At 70.1% G+C, this 15,751-nt stretch carries 16 protein-coding genes; 10 read left to right on the forward strand and 6 right to left on the reverse strand.

The annotated features are described in order from the left end of the window. The first annotated feature begins 70 nt into the window (after positions 1–70). Positions 71–688: a hypothetical protein gene (locus tag FYX01_RS09500; protein ID WP_223830377.1), complete on the forward strand. Its 618-nt coding sequence runs from the start codon at positions 71–73 to the stop codon at positions 686–688. Between the two features lie 817 nt (positions 689–1,505). On the opposite strand, the gene FYX01_RS09510 is transcribed toward FYX01_RS09500, so the two are convergent. Then, positions 1,506–2,081 carry a snapalysin family zinc-dependent metalloprotease gene (locus tag FYX01_RS09510; RefSeq protein WP_150239657.1) on the reverse strand — a complete coding sequence of 192 codons (576 nt, stop codon included), beginning with the start codon at positions 2,079–2,081 and terminating at the stop codon, positions 1,506–1,508. Between the two features lie 342 nt (positions 2,082–2,423). Continuing rightward, positions 2,424–2,765: a hypothetical protein gene (locus FYX01_RS09515; protein WP_150239659.1), complete on the reverse strand. Its 342-nt coding sequence runs from the start codon at positions 2,763–2,765 to the stop codon at positions 2,424–2,426. Between the two features lie 97 nt (positions 2,766–2,862). Between FYX01_RS09515 and FYX01_RS09520 the strand changes: the two genes are divergently transcribed. Beyond that, complete coding sequence (locus FYX01_RS09520; protein WP_150239661.1) at positions 2,863–3,636, forward strand: helix-turn-helix domain-containing protein; 774 nt, start codon at positions 2,863–2,865, stop codon at positions 3,634–3,636. Beyond that, on the forward strand, positions 3,633–3,806 hold the full coding sequence (locus FYX01_RS09525; protein WP_150239663.1) for a DUF397 domain-containing protein: 174 nt from the start codon (positions 3,633–3,635) through the stop codon (positions 3,804–3,806). Before FYX01_RS09520 ends, FYX01_RS09525 begins: the two co-directional genes overlap by 4 nt. 90 nt (positions 3,807–3,896) lie before the next feature. On the opposite strand, the gene FYX01_RS09530 is transcribed toward FYX01_RS09525, so the two are convergent. Together FYX01_RS09530 and FYX01_RS09535 are read right to left on the reverse strand one after the other, a co-directional pair. Then, a complete protein-coding gene (locus FYX01_RS09530; RefSeq protein ID WP_150239665.1) occupies positions 3,897–5,339 on the reverse strand; it encodes an L-fucose/L-arabinose isomerase family protein in 1,443 nt (480 codons plus the stop codon). A gap of 61 nt (positions 5,340–5,400) precedes the next feature. After that, a complete protein-coding gene (locus tag FYX01_RS09535; RefSeq protein ID WP_150239668.1) occupies positions 5,401–6,450 on the reverse strand; it encodes a LacI family DNA-binding transcriptional regulator in 1,050 nt (349 codons plus the stop codon). 348 nt (positions 6,451–6,798) lie between these two features. On the opposite strand from FYX01_RS09535, the gene FYX01_RS09540 reads away from it, so the two are divergent. The 6 genes from FYX01_RS09540 (at position 6,799) to FYX01_RS09565 (ending at position 13,520) form a co-directional block, all read left to right on the forward strand. Further along, on the forward strand, positions 6,799–8,316 hold the full coding sequence (locus FYX01_RS09540; protein ID WP_150239670.1) for a sugar ABC transporter ATP-binding protein: 1,518 nt from the start codon (positions 6,799–6,801) through the stop codon (positions 8,314–8,316). Next, positions 8,316–9,365: an ABC transporter permease gene (locus tag FYX01_RS09545; RefSeq protein ID WP_190394251.1), complete on the forward strand. Its 1,050-nt coding sequence runs from the start codon at positions 8,316–8,318 to the stop codon at positions 9,363–9,365. The genes FYX01_RS09540 and FYX01_RS09545 overlap by 1 nt, the downstream gene beginning before the upstream one ends. Continuing rightward, positions 9,349–10,473, forward strand: coding sequence for an ABC transporter permease (locus FYX01_RS09550; RefSeq protein WP_150239672.1), 1,125 nt, complete (start codon positions 9,349–9,351; stop codon positions 10,471–10,473). Before FYX01_RS09545 ends, FYX01_RS09550 begins: the two co-directional genes overlap by 17 nt. Then, positions 10,470–11,534, forward strand: coding sequence for a rhamnose ABC transporter substrate-binding protein (gene rhaS / locus FYX01_RS09555; RefSeq protein WP_150239674.1), 1,065 nt, complete (start codon positions 10,470–10,472; stop codon positions 11,532–11,534). The genes FYX01_RS09550 and rhaS overlap by 4 nt, the downstream gene beginning before the upstream one ends. A 167-nt stretch (positions 11,535–11,701) precedes the next feature. After that, a complete protein-coding gene (locus FYX01_RS09560; RefSeq protein ID WP_150239676.1) occupies positions 11,702–12,019 on the forward strand; it encodes an L-rhamnose mutarotase in 318 nt (105 codons plus the stop codon). A 25-nt stretch (positions 12,020–12,044) separates the two neighbouring features. Next, a complete protein-coding gene (locus tag FYX01_RS09565; RefSeq protein ID WP_150239678.1) occupies positions 12,045–13,520 on the forward strand; it encodes a BNR repeat-containing protein in 1,476 nt (491 codons plus the stop codon). A gap of 25 nt (positions 13,521–13,545) precedes the next feature. On the opposite strand, the gene FYX01_RS09570 is transcribed toward FYX01_RS09565, so the two are convergent. Beyond that, positions 13,546–14,181, reverse strand: coding sequence for a C40 family peptidase (locus tag FYX01_RS09570; RefSeq protein WP_150240082.1), 636 nt, complete (start codon positions 14,179–14,181; stop codon positions 13,546–13,548). Positions 14,182–14,214: 33 nt separating this feature from the next. Between FYX01_RS09570 and FYX01_RS09575 the strand changes: the two genes are divergently transcribed. Continuing rightward, positions 14,215–14,511: a hypothetical protein gene (locus tag FYX01_RS09575; protein ID WP_223830379.1), complete on the forward strand. Its 297-nt coding sequence runs from the start codon at positions 14,215–14,217 to the stop codon at positions 14,509–14,511. A 57-nt stretch (positions 14,512–14,568) separates the two neighbouring features. Here FYX01_RS09575 and FYX01_RS09580 read toward each other — a convergent pair whose 3' ends face one another. Continuing rightward, positions 14,569–15,708 carry an MFS transporter gene (locus FYX01_RS09580; RefSeq protein WP_150239679.1) on the reverse strand — a complete coding sequence of 380 codons (1,140 nt, stop codon included), beginning with the start codon at positions 15,706–15,708 and terminating at the stop codon, positions 14,569–14,571. Positions 15,709–15,751: the final 43 nt, after the last annotated feature.

Below are 15,751 nucleotides of genomic sequence, written 5' to 3' on the forward strand. Positions count from 1 at the left end.
TTGTCTTTCCCACCCCATCGGGATGGTTTCATGCCTCTTCAAAGGGCTGGTCATCGCATAGATTGCACTCGTGAAATTTACAGGATCGATACCCAAGCTCACGTTTACCGCGACTTCAAGCCTGCTGCTCACCTCAGGACTGCTCTTGGCCGGACCGGGCACCGCCGCCGCGGACACGCTCGGTGCCCCCGACTGCTCCGAGGACACGTGCGTGACGCTGGCCTCCAACGACGGCTCCGGTGAGGACACCGACGCGGACGAAGCGGCCGCCGAGGCCCTCAACAGCGAGTTGAACGACGACATGGCCGGCCACATGACCGACGACCGCGTCTCCCACGCCCGTGAGGTGGTCGCGACGGCGCAGGAGCGCGGCATGGATCAGCAGGGCGCCACCATCGCGGTCGCCACCGTCATCGTCGAGACCCACCTGTACAACAACCCGGGGGGTGACCGCGACAGCGTCGGCCTGTTCCAGCAGCGCGACCACTACGGCTCGCATGAGCAGCGGCTCGACCCCAGTTGGGCCACCGCCGCCTTCTACGACGAGATGGACCGTGTCTACCCCGGCGGGAGCTGGGCCGACGAGCCGATCGGTGACGTAGCCCAGGGAGTGCAGCGCTCGGCCTACCCCGACCGGTACCAGCACCAGGCCAATGACGCCGAGATCATCGTGAAGCACCTCTGGTGACAGACCGTCCCAGGGCAGGTGGTGGAGCGCGCGAACCCCGCTCTCACACGCTCACGGGACGCACCGGAAAGCGGGGCCGCCGATGGCGGGCGGGCAGCGCGCGGCCCGGACGACGGTCCACGCCGTCACCAGCCCGGCGCCCACGGGGCCGCTCCCGCTGATCCTGCCGCCCACCCGCGCGAGCACTGGACCATCGAGAACTCCGACCGCCACGACGAAGCCGGCGGGAAGAATCCCCTGCAACAGGATCAGTGCCCACCACATCGCGGTCAGCCTCGGGTGGGACTTCCATAGGGTGCCGAAGAAAATCCATTCCCTCCGAGCCCTGAGCAGGGCCGTCGGGCTGCCCCTCCCAAGGTGCGCCCTTTCTTCGGTGGCAGGGACGGGCACCCTGTGTACCAGCCTTTCTTTCGGCGGGTCTCGATTGAGGAATGGAGCGCTTCGTGCGACTGCCGGGTGTTGAAAAGGAAATCAGAGGGACGCGCCCACTCTGCAGTGAATCGGCGATGTGGAACCTATCTTCGACTCCGTCCGGGTGTCAACTCAATATGGTGGGAGAACTACCTCGGGAGTGCTCCCACCAGGCGTTTGATTGTTTTTGGCATTACTTTCGCGGGCCAGGGCTCTTTCAATCTCCCAGAGGGTCGGGTACGAGTACGTGTCCGTCGCTGGACGGGCGGGAAGCCGCGATGGAGCCTTCCCGCCGCCCCCGCCGGCCGATGTCACGCGAGCGCAACGGGAGCGTGACGCCTTCGGCGCCGGCCCGTCGGTGCGGGCCGGCGCCGAAGGCCGTTGGTTCCGGAGCCGGTGCGCCTGGTCAGGCGTGGTCGACCAGGAGCTGCCCGTCGGTGGCGTGCTGGCCGGTCAGGCCGCTGCCGTAGTAGGCCTCGACCCGCGAGCGCTCGGAGGCGTTGGGGTAGGGGTTGGTGCAGTTCACGCCGCCGGTGGAGCCCGACATCAGCGACGAGCAGGGGCCGGGCTTGACGTCGGGCAGGCCCAGGCTGTGGCCGAGCTCGTGTGCGGCGATGCGCACCGCGTCGTAGCCTTCGGCGGTGCCCTGGCGGCCCATCCAGACGGTGACCTGACCGCCCGGGCGCACCGGGCCCAGGTGGGCGCGGGGCCAGCCGTTGTCGGCGATGATGCGGATCTCGGCGCGCCGTCCGGCGGAGGCCGGCTCCAGGCGAACGTTGCTGACGCTGGAGTTCCACACGCGCACGGCCGAGGAGACGGCGGAGGTGTACTCCGCGGCCCGGCTGGCGTCGTAGTACAGGACGGTCTGGCGCAGCGACTGGGACTGCTCCGCGGGCGCCGCGGTGGCTGGTGCGGTACCCACCAGCGTCAGCGCCAGCGCGCACAGGGCGATCAGCAGGGGTGTGAGAACGCGTCTCAGCATGGGGGTCTCCCGGGGGTAAGGGTGCTGATATTTTTGTGACCCGGTGAGGTCGCCCTGATGCTATGTGTAGTGACGTATCGCCACAAGGTGTGCAGAACGCCTAATTTTCGGCGATGTGCACCGACCTGGAGGTCCTCGGACGAGGACGGATGCCGGGGCCGTCGGCGTACCCGGCCTGACCGTCGGAGGAGCTGCGGACGCCGCGGGCCGGCGGCTCCTGCCGTCCGATCCGGAGCCGGGTGTGCGTACTGAGGGCGGCGCAGCGCCGCGTCTCCTCACCGGTGTCGGCGGAGCACGGGATCTGTTTCTGCTTCCGATTTCTCGGATCATGTCCGTCAGAACCTATTTTGTTGCTCGGACCTGTTGGTAAGCGGAACGGCTCGGCAGCGGCGGCTGGAATCCCGCCCTGTCCCGTATGACTGCTTCGACGAGAATGTCGAGACGGTCGCGCTGCACGTACTTCCACTCGCCGTGCTGGTCCTCGTAGGCCCAGGAGAAGCCGTCCTTGAGGCCGATGGCGACGTTGCCCAGGTAGGAGGGGCCGACCAGCGCACGCTCGACCTCCAGGCCGTAGGTCCAGGGGAAGCGCCGCCACTCGACGGTGAATGCCAGGCCGCGCTGGCCTTCGAAGGCGGCGACGGCCGCAGTGAACATGTCTTCAGAGAACTTCCTGGTTCCGTTCATGCCCCCAGGCTCTTCTGGGAATTTCGATTTCCACAGTCATACGAAGCTAACCGCAAAGTGATGGTTGTGAGTGCACATTCCCGGATAGCTTTGCCCTGTGACTGAGGAAAACTTCACGGCCATGCTGTGCAAGCTGCGAGAACTATCCGGCCTCACTCAAACGGAAGTTGCATCCGATTTGGGCAAGGTTGCGTCTTCTGTCTCGCGCTGGGAAAACGGGGAGGTGTTCCCCCGCCGCGCGACAGTGGAGGCCTTGGACAGGTTGCTGGACGGTCGCGGCCAGCTGGTTCGGGCGTGGCAGACCGAAACCAGCGGCTCTCCTGTGCCCATCTGGATGAGGTCAGCCGGTTCAGCGGAAGACAAAGCAGTATCGATCGACACCGTTACCGTGTCGGTGGTTCCAGGCCTGGTGCAGTCCCACGCCTACGCGAGGCTGGTGTTCCGCTCGGGTCGTCCGACAGCCTCACAGGAGGACATCGAACGACTCGCGCAACTGCGAGTTGGTCGTTTCGATGCGTTGGTGGCGAAGAACGATCCCTTCGTGACCGCTGTGTTCCCCGAGTCCGCTCTTCGCTGGGTCTCGGACGAGGTGCGTGTGGATCAGGTGAAACGGTTGTTGTCTTTGGTGGACCGGGGAAAGTTCCACGTCCATATGATTCCGGTGGGTTCACTGGTACTGGACCTGGTTGCTCCTGTCCAGCTGTACCGCCTGCCTGACGGCTCTGTGATCGCGGCCTCCGATCACGGTGCAGGCAACTTGGTCTATGAGAAGCCTGCGCACATGGAACGGATAAGCTCCCTGGTGAGGGACGCTTTAGCTCGTTCCCTCCCCGTTGATCACTCTGTGAAGCTGTTGGAGAGCCTGCTATGAACCCCTGGCACAAGGCGACTTACAGTGAGAACTCGTCTCACTGCGTCGAGGTCTGTGAACGTCAGGACGGGGCAGACGTTCGGGATACGCAGAACCGGGAATTGGGCCACCTCAGCTTCGGCCGCCGTGAGTGGACCTCCCTGGTCACTCTGGTGACCGGCCGGAAGTAACGCCCCAGCCCCTCGCCCCTCAGCCCCTCGAACGACGCGACCCCCGCTCCATCCGCTGGAACGGGGGTCTTCCGTGTCGTGCTGCCGGGCTCAGAGCTTGAGCTGGACGAACTCCAACCCCATCAGCTCCGCCACCGCCCTGACCTGCGCCGCGTGGTGCCCCACGCCCAGTGCCCAGTGGTGCGAGATCCCCGTGGCGCTCCAGGCGTCCATCCACTCACCCGGATCGCACCCGAAGTCCACCCGCGAGGTCGTGTTCCCGATCCGCAGCAGCGGCCCGTCACCCGTGCGTCCCTCGGCGGTGAGCAGCGCGAACGAACCGTTCCTGCGCTGGATGACCCCGAACAGGGTCACCGGGCCCTTCGTCACGTCGAACTCCACCGACACGCCGTATCCGCGCTTGCCGTGGTAGACGCCCAGCCCCCTCAGCAGCGGCTTCCGTGCGCTGATGGCCAGGTGCGCCGGGCCGTCGTGCCCCATCTCGACGTGGCCCCGGGTGAAGTCCAGCGCCTGCAGCTCCGTGAAGGACCCGCCTCCGCCGAGCCGGTCCATCATCAGCATCGCCATGCAGGTACGCAGTTCGTACTCACCCACGGCCGGAACCCCGCGCGCGGTCAGCAGGGACGCCCCCAGGATCATCCCGGCACCGAGCCGCTCGTGCAGTTCACCGGCCAGCCCGCGGTGGTAGTACGACAGGCTGTCCAGGGAGAAGTCCTCCACCAGGCGGTCCAGGCCCACCGCCACCCGGGCACCCCAGCGCAGCTCGTCCTCGACCACCGACTCGGTCAGCTCGAACACCTCGCGTGCCTCGGCCAGCTTGGCAGCGACGGACGCCTCCTCGGACCCGGGCACGCGCTCGCGCAGGTCGTCGAACTCCAGGACCTCCACATGCCCGCCGAAGTTGCGGGTGATGAGGGTGGGATCGGTGGAGACGTCCATCATCCCGGGGTACAGGTGCCCCATGAGCCCGTGCCGGGCGTCGCGCATGGTCGAGCGCACCCCGGCCGCGCGGATCCACCGGCCGATCCGCTCCCAGGCCCGCTCGTCCTCCAGGTAGCCCGACACCGACCGGAAGTCCACCCCGAGCCGCTCGAACAGGTTGGCCATCTCCGGCAGCGGACAGGCCCCGCAGTAGGCCAGCCACTGCCCGGTGTCGAACGTGGCGTGGTCCATGGACTCGGTCGGCTGCAGGTTGATGAACAGCACCGGAGCCTGGCAGCGCTGGGCGATCGGCGCCACCATGGACGAGGTCATGTAGGTGGTCAGGAAGCAGACGACGAGGTCGCAGTCGGCCGCGCGCAGACGGTCGGCCGCCGCCCTGCCCTCCTCGGCGTCGGAGACGAACCCGGTGTCGACCACCTCGGCGTCGAAGTCCCGCATCCTGCGTGAGACCGTCTCGGCGGAGGCGCGCAGCTGGGGGAGCAGATCGGGGAACTGCGGCCAGTAGGCGCCCAGCCCTCCGGCGACCAGGCCGACCGTGGGCCTGGGACGCCGGGTGCCGGTGCCGTCGGCGGTCCGCGCTGTGGTGGTCATGACGGTCTCCTCCGGGGGTGGGATCGGCCCCGTCGCGTTCCAAGGCGGGGCCCGGGCCGGGTCAGGGCCGGTAGACGGCCGTGGAACCCCGCACCACCAGCTCGGGTGTGAACAGCACCCGCTCGTGGACGTGGTCGGCCTCGTTCAGTTCCGAGTCCAGCAGCCGCATCGCCGCGCGGCCCAGCTCGTACTTGGGCTGGGCCACGGTGGTCAGCCCGGGATGGACCAGGTCGGCGATGTCGACGTTGTCGTAGCCGACCACCGACATGTCGTCGGGCACGCGCAGACCGCGCTGGCCCAGGCCCTTCATCACGCCGAGTGCCAGCTGGTCGTTGGCGCAGAACACCGCCTGCGGGCGCTGCCGGGGTCCTCCGGCCAGGATCGTGTCCACGGCCCGCTCGCCCTGCGCGGGGTTGAGCAGGGGCTGCTCGACCACGCGCACCGCGGTGCCGGGGTCCATCCCGGCCTCCTCGAAGGCGGCGCGCAGCCCCTCGTGGCGGCGGCGTACCTGTTCGATGGCGAAGGGACCGGTCAGGAAGGTGACCCTCTCGTGTCCCAGCCCGATCAGGTGCCGCCCGGCGGCCATGCCTCCGGCGTGGTTGTCCACGCTGACGCTGCACCCGACGTCCTCGGCGACGTCGCCCCGGTCCAGGGCCACCCAGGAAGTGCCCTGGCGGTTCAGCCACAGAAGGTCGGAGAGGTCGTCGTCGACGGGCATCACGACGGCTCCGGCCGCGCGCTGCTCGGCGAGCAGGCGCACGTTGCGCTGCTGGCGCTCGTGGGCCTCGGCGGAGTTGAGCAGCACCACGGCCAGCCCCGATTCGGCCGCCTCGTCCTCCACGCCGCGTGCCACCTCGGTGAAGAAGGGGTTCGTGACGTCCAGGACGAGCAGTCCCACCGACGCGCTGCGGCCCGACCTCAGGCTGCTGCCGGAGGAGTTTCGCACGTAGTCGAGTTCGGCGATGGCCGACTCGACCCTGAGCCGGGTAGCCTCGGCGACACGCTCGGGGCGGTTGAGGACGTTGGACACGGTGCCGGGGGAGACCCCGGCGTGCCGGGCGACCTCGGTGATACCCACGACGCGGTGGGTGGATCGGGACCTGGTGGACAAGGGGCTTCTCCCGGGCGTGTGCGGACGGGCCGTCAGGTGACGACGCGTCGCATCGTACTGACCCGGCCGCCATCTCCAGGACGTGTACATGGCCCCGTGGCCGGGGGCCATCATGCTCACACCCGGATTGAAACGTGTCAATAACCTTCGCGTCCCAGAGGTGTGATGACCCCTCGTGCGCGGGTCGATCCGGCTCGGCGCCAGAACTCGTTACCAGGGCGATACCTGCGAACTCTTGGGGATCCCCTTGACGGTATGGTGTGTGACACTTAACATCCACTTCATATTAAAACGTTTTTTCCGAGTCCGGTAACAACGCCGGACCGGCACCGGAGAAGGAGGGCGCACGTGGACCCAGCAGAGGTCCCCCCACCCCTCGCCCTGGTCGATGTCACCAAGTCCTTCGGGAGCGTCAGGGCCCTGCGGGGGCTGTCCCTGGAACTGCGCTCCGGAGAGATCCACGCGATGGTCGGCGAGAACGGGGCGGGCAAATCCACCCTGGTCAAGGTCATCGCAGGGGTGCACCGACCTGACGGCGGGCAGGTGTTGGTGGACGGACGTCCCACCGAGTTCGCCGCACCCGTGGACGCCCAGCGCGCCGGGGTCGCGGTCATCTACCAGGAACCCACCCTGTTCCCCGACCTGTCGGTGGCCGAGAACATCTTCGTCGGCCGCCAGCCCCGCACCCGCCTGCGCACCATCGACCGCGGGCGGATGCGCCGGGACACCGAGGAGGTCTTCACACGCCTGGGGGTCCACATGGACCCCGACCGCCCCGCGCGCGGACTCTCCATCGCCGACCAGCAGCTCGTGGAGATCGCCAAGGCCCTCACCCGCCAGGCGCGGGTACTGGTCATGGACGAGCCCACCGCCGCCCTGTCCGGCGTGGAGGCCGAGCGCCTGTTCACCGTGGCCCGCACACTGCGCGACTCCGGGGCGGCGCTGCTGTTCATCTCCCACCGCTTCGACGAGGTCTTCTCGCTGTGCGACCGCATCACCGTGGTCCGCGACGGCGCGTTCGTCTCCTGCGATCCCACCACGGAGCTGGACGTGGACACCGTCGTGCGGCGCATGGTCGGCCGCGATGTCAGCAGCCTCTACCCCAAGGAGGACGCCGAACACGGCGAGACCGTACTGGAGGTCGACGGCCTGACCCGCCACGGTGTGTTCGCCGACGTGTCCTTCGAGGTGCGCGCGGGGGAGATCGTCGCCCTGGCCGGACTGGTCGGAGCCGGACGCAGCGAGGTCATCCGCGCCGTGTTCGGCGTGGACCGCTACGACGCCGGCACCGTGCGCGTGGAGGGCAGGCCCCTGCCCCCGGGAAGGCCCAAGGCCGCCATGGACGCCGGAGTCGCCCTGGTGCCCGAGGACCGCCGCCAGCAGGGCCTGGTCATGGAGTCCTCCATCGAGCGCAACGCCACCGCCACCCGCCGAGGACCGCTCAGCAGGCTCGGACTGCTGCGCCGGCGAACCGAACGCGACTCCGCCCGCGAGTGGGGCGAGCGCCTCAACCTCAAGTTCGGCGGGCTCACCGACTCGGTCTCCACCCTCTCCGGCGGCAACCAGCAGAAGGTCGTCCTGGCCAAGTGGCTCTCCACCGAGCCCCGCGTGCTGTTCGTGGACGAGCCCACGCGCGGCATCGACGTGGGCACCAAGGCCGAGGTCCACCGCCTGCTCTCCACCCTGGCGGGTCAGGGGCTGGCCATCGTCATGGTCTCCAGCGAACTCCCCGAGGTCCTGGGGATGGCCGACCGGGTCCTGGTCATGCACGAGGGCCGGGTCACCGCCGAACTCGACCGCGACGAGGCCGACGAGGAGTCGGTCATGTACGCGGCCACCGGACAGCGACCGAGCGAGGCCGCCTGATGAACGCACCCAGCGCCGCCCCCGAAGCCTCCACCGCAGGGGCACCGCCCCGGGCCGAGGGCCGTCCCGCGCGCGGCCAGCGCCAGTTCCGCGAACTCGGCGTGCTCCTGGCCGTGGCGATCCTCATCTTCGCCACCTGGCTGTACAACCCGGGGTTCCTGTCCAGCCAGGGCGTACACGACCTGTTCCTGGGCGCCACCGTCCTGTCCGTCCTCGCCGTCGGCCAGGCCCTGGTCCTCATCACCAGGAACGTCGACCTGTCGGTCGGCTCGGTGATGGGGCTGTCGGCCTTCGGCACCGGCATCCTCTTCGTGACCTTCCCCGGCCTGCCCGTCCCCGTCGTCATGCTCGCCGGTGTCCTCATCGGCCTGGTGTGCGGGCTGCTCAACGGCCTGCTGGTCACCACCGCCCGGGTTCCCGCCCTCGTCGTCACCCTGGGCACCCTGTACGCCTACCGCGGCCTCAACCACTGGTGGGCCGACGGCGGACAGGTCAACGCCCACGACATGCCCGACGCCTTCCTGCTCCTGGGCAGCTTCAGCGTCCTCGGGGTGCCGCTGCCCGCCGCGATCGCCATCGCGGTGGTCGCCGCGGTGGGCTTCTACCTCGCCCGCTACCGCTCGGGACGGGAGCTGTACGCGATCGGCTCCAACGCCGACGCGGCACGGCTTTCGGGCATCCCCGCGGCGCGCCGCGTCGCCCTGGCCTTCGCCGCCAACGGCGCCCTGGCCGGGCTGGCCGGGGTGCTGTTCGCCGCCCGCTACGGCACCGTCGACTCCACCGTGGGCACCGGCATGGAACTGCAGGTCGTCGCCGCGGCCGTGGTCGGCGGTGTGGCCATCGCGGGCGGCGTGGGCACCGTCTACGGCGCCGCGCTCGGCGCGGTCCTGCTCACCACCATCACCGCCGCCCTGCCCATCTGGCAGATCAACCAGTTCTGGCACCAGGCCGTGGTGGGCGCGCTCATCCTGGCCGCCATCGGCCTGGACCGGCTGCTCGCGCTGCGTACGGCGCGCAAGCTTCGAGGAGGAGGTGCCCGTGGCGCCTGAACCCACCGTCACCGCACCCGTCCCGGACCGGGCCCCCGAGGGCGCCCCGGCTCCGGCCGGGCAGCGACCCGCCCCCCGGATCCGGTCGCTGCTGTCGGCCCGGGAGACTCCGGTCGTGGGCGCGCTCATCGTCACCCTGCTGGGCGCCGGCCTGTTCGTGGACATGTTCGCCACCGGACGCAACATCGACTTCCTGGTGCTGAGCGTGGCGGCCATCGCCCTGATGGCCCTGCCGATGACGCTCATCGTCATCACCAGTGAGATCGACCTGTCGGTGGCCAGCACCCTGGCTCTGAGCAGCGCCACCCTGGGCGTGCTCTGGGAGTCCGGAGTACCCATCGAGACGGCGCTGTGGATCTGCCTGGCCGTCGGCGCGGTCCTGGGAGCCTTCAACGGGTTCCTGGTCACCGTGTGCGGACTGCCGTCCCTGGCCGTGACCATCGGCACCATGGCCCTGTACCGGGGCCTGGCCTACGTGCTGCTGGGCGACCGGGCCGTGGCCAGCTACCCCCGGGGCTGGGTCAGCGGTGTCCGCGCGCCCTTCCTGGGAATCGAGGGCCTGCCGTGGATCGCCGTGGCGATCCTGCTCCTGGCCGTGCTCTTCGGGGTGCTGCTGCACGCCACCGCCTTCGGCCGGTCCCTGTTCGACATCGGCAACAACGACGAGGCCGCCCGCTTCACCGGGGTGTCGGTGCGCTGGACCAAGTTCTGGCTGTTCACGCTCAGCGGCGTGGTCGCCTCCGGCGCCGGGGTCTTCTGGACCCTGCAGTACGGCACCTCGCGCGCCGACACCGCCTTCGGCCTGGAGCTGCAGGTGGTGGCCGCCGTCCTGCTCGGCGGCGTGTCCATCTTCGGCGGGATCGGCTCGATCCTCGGCGTGATGTGCGGCGTGGTGCTGCTCGGCGCCATCCGCAACGCCCTGCAGCTGTTCGGCATCAGCAGCGAGGTCCTGCAGATCGTCACCGGCCTGATCCTCATCGCCTCCGTCGTCACCCCCAACCTCGTGGCCCGGGTGCGCGCCAGCCGCGCGTCCACCCCGGGTCCGGACCCAGTACCGGCGTCCGCGTCATTTTCCGCGTCCGCCCCCACCAAGGGAGAAGCACCATGACTGAGCCCCGTCCACGCCACCTGCTCCTGGCAGCGTCCGCGTTCGCCGTGCTGATGACCGCCGCCTGTGGCGGCACCACCATCGACGACGCCGAGGAGGAGGAGAACTCGGGTCCGACCGGCACCGCCGACCCGGACGCCGAGATTCCCGAGGGCCTCAAGATCGACTTCCTGCCCAAGCAGCTCAACAACCCCTACTCCGACATCGTCAACGCGGGCGGCGCCAACGCCGTCGAGGAGCTGAACGGCGAGTTCACCGAGCGGGGCGGCACCGAGCCCACCGCCGACTCGCAGGTGGAGTACATCAACGCCGCCAGCCAGGCGGGCAGCGACGTCATCGTCATCGCCGCCAACGACCCCGACGCGGTGTGCCCCTCGCTCGACCAGGCCAGGGACAACGGCGCCGCCATCGTCGGCTACGACTCCGACGCCAACTGCACCGACATCTTCGTCAACCAGTCCTCCGACGAGCTGATCGGCCGCACGCTGGTGGAGATGATCTCCGAGCAGATCGGCGGGGAGGGCACGTTCGCCATCCTGTCGGCCACCCCCAACGCGACCAACCAGAACTCCTGGATCGCCGCGATGGAGGAGGTGCTGACCGAGGAGGAGTACGCAGACCTGGAACTGGTCGACACCGTCTACGGCAACGACGACGACCTGCAGTCCTTCCAGGAGATGCAGGGCCTGATGCAGTCCCACCCCGACCTGGACGGCGTGGTCTCGCCGACCACCGTGGGCATCGCCGCGGCGGCGCGCTACATCAGCGACTCCGAGTACAAGGGTGAGGTCGCCATCACCGGCCTGGGCACCCCCAACCAGATGCGCGAGTTCGTGAAGGACGACACGGTCGAGGCGTTCGCGCTGTGGAACCCCGAGGAGCTGGGCTACCTGGCCGGATACGCCGGTGCCTCGCTCAAGGCCGGACGCATCACCGGTGCCGAGGGTGAGTCCTTCACCGCCGGTGACCTGGGCGAGTTCATCGTCGAGGAGGACGGGGAGATCGTGCTCGGCCCGCCGACGGTCTTCGACGCCGACAACATCGACGACTTCGACTTCTGATCCGGTCGTCCCGGGGCCGGCGTGTACGGCCCTGACGCGTTCGGGGCGGGCCGGGGGACACCCCCGCCCGCCCCTGTCCGTATGAGTACGTATCGCTCTACATGCCTTCGACCCGGTCCGTAGTTCTCTGACCGGTTTCGACCGCTCGATGTGACAGGAGGACGCCCGTGCAGCGCGTCTGCTTCATCCTCAAGGTCCGCAAGGAACGCCTCGCCGAGTACCGGGAGCGCCACGCCGAGGTCTGGCCGGAGATGCGCGAGGCCCTCAGCGCCACCGGCTGGCACAACTACTCGCTGTTCTGCACCGAGGAGGGCATGGTCGTCGGCTACCTGGAGACCGAGGACTTCGACCGCGCCCGCGAGGAGATGGCCAGGACCGAGGTCAACGCCCGCTGGCAGGCCGAGATGGCGCCCTTCTTCGAGAACCTGCCCGGCCGCCCGGACGAGGGCATGGTCCCGCTGACCGAGATCTTCCACCTGGCCTGACCCCCCCACCGGAGAGGTACCCCCCTTGCCCCCCACCCCCCGATCACCGCTGCGCACCCTGACCACCACCGTGCCCGGCGCGCTGGCGCTGGCACTGTCCACCGCACTCGTCGGACCGGCCGCCGCCACCGCCGCCACACCGACCGACACGGTCGCCGTGGCCGACGCGCCCTCGGCCACACCCCTGGGCAGCCGGACCCTGGACGAGAACGCCCTGTACTTCGTCTCGTACGACGGCCTGGTCAACAACGGCTCCTACCAGCAGTCGGGCATCCTCACCCACGGCGGCTTCCAGTACGCCGCCTGGTACACCGGGGACCGCCACGCCGTCCTCGCGCGCCGCTCCCTCGACGGCGGCGGAGACGGCGAGTGGCGGACCGTCCGGCTGCCGCACCGGCTCACGGTCGACGACTCGCACAACTCCATCTCCCTGGGCGTCTCCGCCGAGGACGGACGCCTGCACGTGGGCATGGACACCCACAACACCCCGGTCTTCTACACGAGATCGGCCCCCGGCCTGGCCACGGGCGAGGCGTCCTGGAACATCGACTCCTTCGAGCCGATCCAGCGAGACCTGGCCGGACTGGACATCGGCTCGGTCACCTACCCCCGCTTCGTCCCCACGCCGGAGGGCGGGCTCCAGCTCGCCTACCGCACCGGCGGCTCGGGTGACGGGACGCAGGAACTCGCCGAGTACTCCGGCGGGGAGTGGACCCATCTGGGCGCCTGGTCCTCGCCGGAGGGGACCTACGAGGCCAACGGGGCGGTGAGCGACAGCCGCAACATGTACCTGCACGGGATCGGATACGGCGACGACGGGCGGCTGCACGCCTCCTTCACCTGGCGCGAGACCGCGGCCGGCGGGAACATCCTCTGCCACCCCGGCGGCCTGTCCAACCACGACACCGGATACGTCTACAGCGACGACGAGGGACGCACCTGGCGCACCGACGACAGTGCCGTGGCCGCGGTGACCGGGACCCCGCACCGCGTGTCCGTGGGCACCCGCGACCACGTCGTCGACCTCCTGCCGCTGAACTACGCGCTCATGAACCAGGAGTCCCAGGCGATCGACTCGGCGGGCAATCCGCACGTGGTCATCAGCTACCGGCCGGGCCGGTTCGGGCACTGCTCGACCGACTTCGTCGAGGACCGCAGGCAGCAGGGCCGTACCTTCCACCTGCACCAGGACGACGCGGGGACGTGGCACAAGGTGGAACTGCCCGAGCCGTTGAGCGCCTTCGGCCGCTCCCGGCTGGTGTTCACCGCCGACGACACGGCCTACGTGGTCATGCCCTTCGGCCGGATCCTGGCCGCCGGGGCCGACACCGGATGGAGCGAGTGGACCATGGTCCACGACGGCTCGGACATCGACGCCTTCGGCGAGGTGCTGGTGGACGAGTCCCGGGTGGTTTCGGAAGGGGTGCTGTCCGTCTTCTACCAGGAGGCCGGAACGGGTCCCTCCACACCGATCCGGGTGGCCGACTTCCAGCTCGGCTGACCGGCGCGTGGTGGAGGGGCGTCGCTCACTCGGCGGGCAGGTCCACGCGGATCTCCCCGCCCAGGGACGCCCCGCCCTCCAGACGCAGGTCGTCGCCGCTCCAGAACCGCCCCGGGTCGTAGTATCCGGGGCGGTTCCCGCCGGGCAGCAGACCCATCGCCTCGTAGGTCAGGGCGATGACCTCCGCGCAGTAGGTGGTCTCCAGGGCGCGCTCGCGCGAACGGGACCCGAAGGGCAGGCGCCGCAGGGGCAGGCGTCCGCGCGCCCAGCGGGCGGCCAGCTGGGCGGTGGAGGGGAAGGAGGTGCCGTCGAGCCGTGCGACGGTGCGCAGCGCCGCGTCCTCCATCGGCGCGTCCGCCTCGGGGTCGAGCTGGCGCAGCCAGCCGCGCTGACCGTACCTGCGGCCCCAGACCATGACGGCGTCGCGCAGGTCGTGCAGCTGCACACCGCGCTGGTGCCTTCCGGCCCACACGTCGGGCAGGGACCGGCCGAGTTCGGCGTGCCACATGAGCGGCGGCAGGTCGTCGACCACGATGGACATGCCGACGTGGTTGACGGGGCTGTTGGTGGTGATCTGGATGGCGCGGTCCGCCGCGCTGGTGCCTCGAAAGACCCAGAGGTCGCCGGTCCGGGTGAGGTCCAGCGCCTCGCTCAGGGACATGCTCGTTTCTGCCACAGCACATAGCCTAGGCACATGCGTTGGTGGAAGGCCCTTGGAGTGGCCGCTTTCGTGGGTGTCGCGGCGACCGGTGCGGTGATCGTCCGGGACCAGCGGCAGCGCCGTGCCTACACGCCCGAGCAGGTCAGGGAGCGTCTGCGCGAGCGCGTCGCCCTGGCCGAGGCCTCGGGAGCGGCGCTGCCGACGGAGGTGGAGGACGATCCCGCGGTGCCCGCGTGGCGCCGCCGCCTGCGCGGTGCGGCCGGGGGAGTGAGAGACTCCGCGGCGGCCGCACTGGGGTGGCTGCGCGGCCGCGTCGACCACTCGGCCTGAGGGCTGCCGCGGAGCGCCCCGGCCGCGTTCGGTTGGGCACCGGGCCCGGCGCGGGGGTCAGCGCGCTGACGCCTCGGCGGGGGAGTCGGCCAGGCGGGGCACCCCCGGCACGGCCAACGGGACGAGCGTGGTGAGGAGCCCGACCACGGCGGCGCCGACCAGTACGGGGCGCGGGCCGACCGTCTCGGCCAGGGCGCCGGCCACCGCGTAGCCGACCGGTTCGAGCCCGAAGCTGCCCACCTGGTCGACGCTGATCACCACGCTGAGCCGGTCCTGGGGGACGGCCCGTTGCAGGGCGGTGTACCAGTACACGCCGAAGAGCATGAAGCCCACGCCCGTGACGGTGTAACCGGCCAGCAGCAGCCAGGCGGGCACGGCCGCGGCCAGCCCCAGCAGGACCAGCGGATAGGCCAGCACCCCCGCCAGGGACACCAGGCCTGGGCGCGCGGGGTTCCAGCGGGCGGCGACCACGACCGGCAGCAGGGTGAACCCGGGGGCGAGCGTGGCCGGGGTCTGCACGGTGGCCACCGCGATGATCGCCAGCACCCAGGGGCGCCGCACCACCTCGCGGAGTCCGGCGCGGAAGTTCGCGGTCACCGGTTCCGAGACCCGGTCGGGGCCGGGCGCCTCCTCGCGGACGCACAGCATCGCGGCGGCGCCGGCGGCGAAGGCGCCCGCGACGATCAGGAAGACCGTCCGCGCGTCCAGGGCGGCGAGCAGTACCCCGGCCGCCGCGGGACCGGTGACACCCATGGTGCGTCCCATGATGTTGCGCAGCGCGTTGGCCTCCTGGAGGTGCTCACCGGGGACCAGCAGCGGTATGGCCGACCCGGCGGCGGGTTCGCTCACGGAGCCGGCGGCGCCGCTGAGCAGCGCCAGGCCGAGGAGCCAGGCGGCCGCGTCGGGGCCGAGGGCGAAGCCGAGCATGACCGAGACCTGGACCAGGCCGTCGGCGGCCAGCGCGGTGGACTTGCGGACCTTGCTGAGCAGGGCGCCCGAGAACAGGGCGAACAGGGAACCCGCGGCACCGCGCGTGCCCAGGACCAGGCCGAGGACGAGGGGTCCGTGCTCGACCAGGACCAGGCCCACCATGGCGACGGGGAGCATCTCCGAGCCGAGTTCGCCGGCGCCCCTGCCGCCGAGGAGGAACCGGTACCCCCGGTGACGTAGAGATGGGGGTAGGGCACGCGGACCGATCGGGGCCTCCTCCGGGGGTGGAACGCCTCCAGTGTGCCGGGGC

This window comes from Nocardiopsis quinghaiensis, from assembly GCF_008638365.1.
Taxonomy (GTDB): domain Bacteria; phylum Actinomycetota; class Actinomycetes; order Streptosporangiales; family Streptosporangiaceae; genus Nocardiopsis; species Nocardiopsis quinghaiensis.

Excerpts from the sequence above, each read along its gene's own strand:
- FYX01_RS09545 (WP_190394251.1), top strand. The coding sequence starts at position 8,316 with ATGAACGCACCCAGCGCCGCCCCCGAAGCCTCCACCGCAGGGGCACCG.
- FYX01_RS09515 (WP_150239659.1), bottom strand. The coding sequence starts at position 2,765 with ATGAACGGAACCAGGAAGTTCTCTGAAGACATGTTCACTGCGGCCGTC.
- FYX01_RS09575 (WP_223830379.1), top strand. The coding sequence starts at position 14,215 with ATGCGTTGGTGGAAGGCCCTTGGAGTGGCCGCTTTCGTGGGTGTCGCG.
- rhaS (WP_150239674.1), top strand. The coding sequence starts at position 10,470 with ATGACTGAGCCCCGTCCACGCCACCTGCTCCTGGCAGCGTCCGCGTTC.
- FYX01_RS09530 (WP_150239665.1), bottom strand. The coding sequence starts at position 5,339 with ATGACCACCACAGCGCGGACCGCCGACGGCACCGGCACCCGGCGTCCC.
- FYX01_RS09510 (WP_150239657.1), bottom strand. The coding sequence starts at position 2,081 with ATGCTGAGACGCGTTCTCACACCCCTGCTGATCGCCCTGTGCGCGCTG.
- FYX01_RS09570 (WP_150240082.1), bottom strand. The coding sequence starts at position 14,181 with ATGTCCCTGAGCGAGGCGCTGGACCTCACCCGGACCGGCGACCTCTGG.
- FYX01_RS09525 (WP_150239663.1), top strand. The coding sequence starts at position 3,633 with ATGAACCCCTGGCACAAGGCGACTTACAGTGAGAACTCGTCTCACTGC.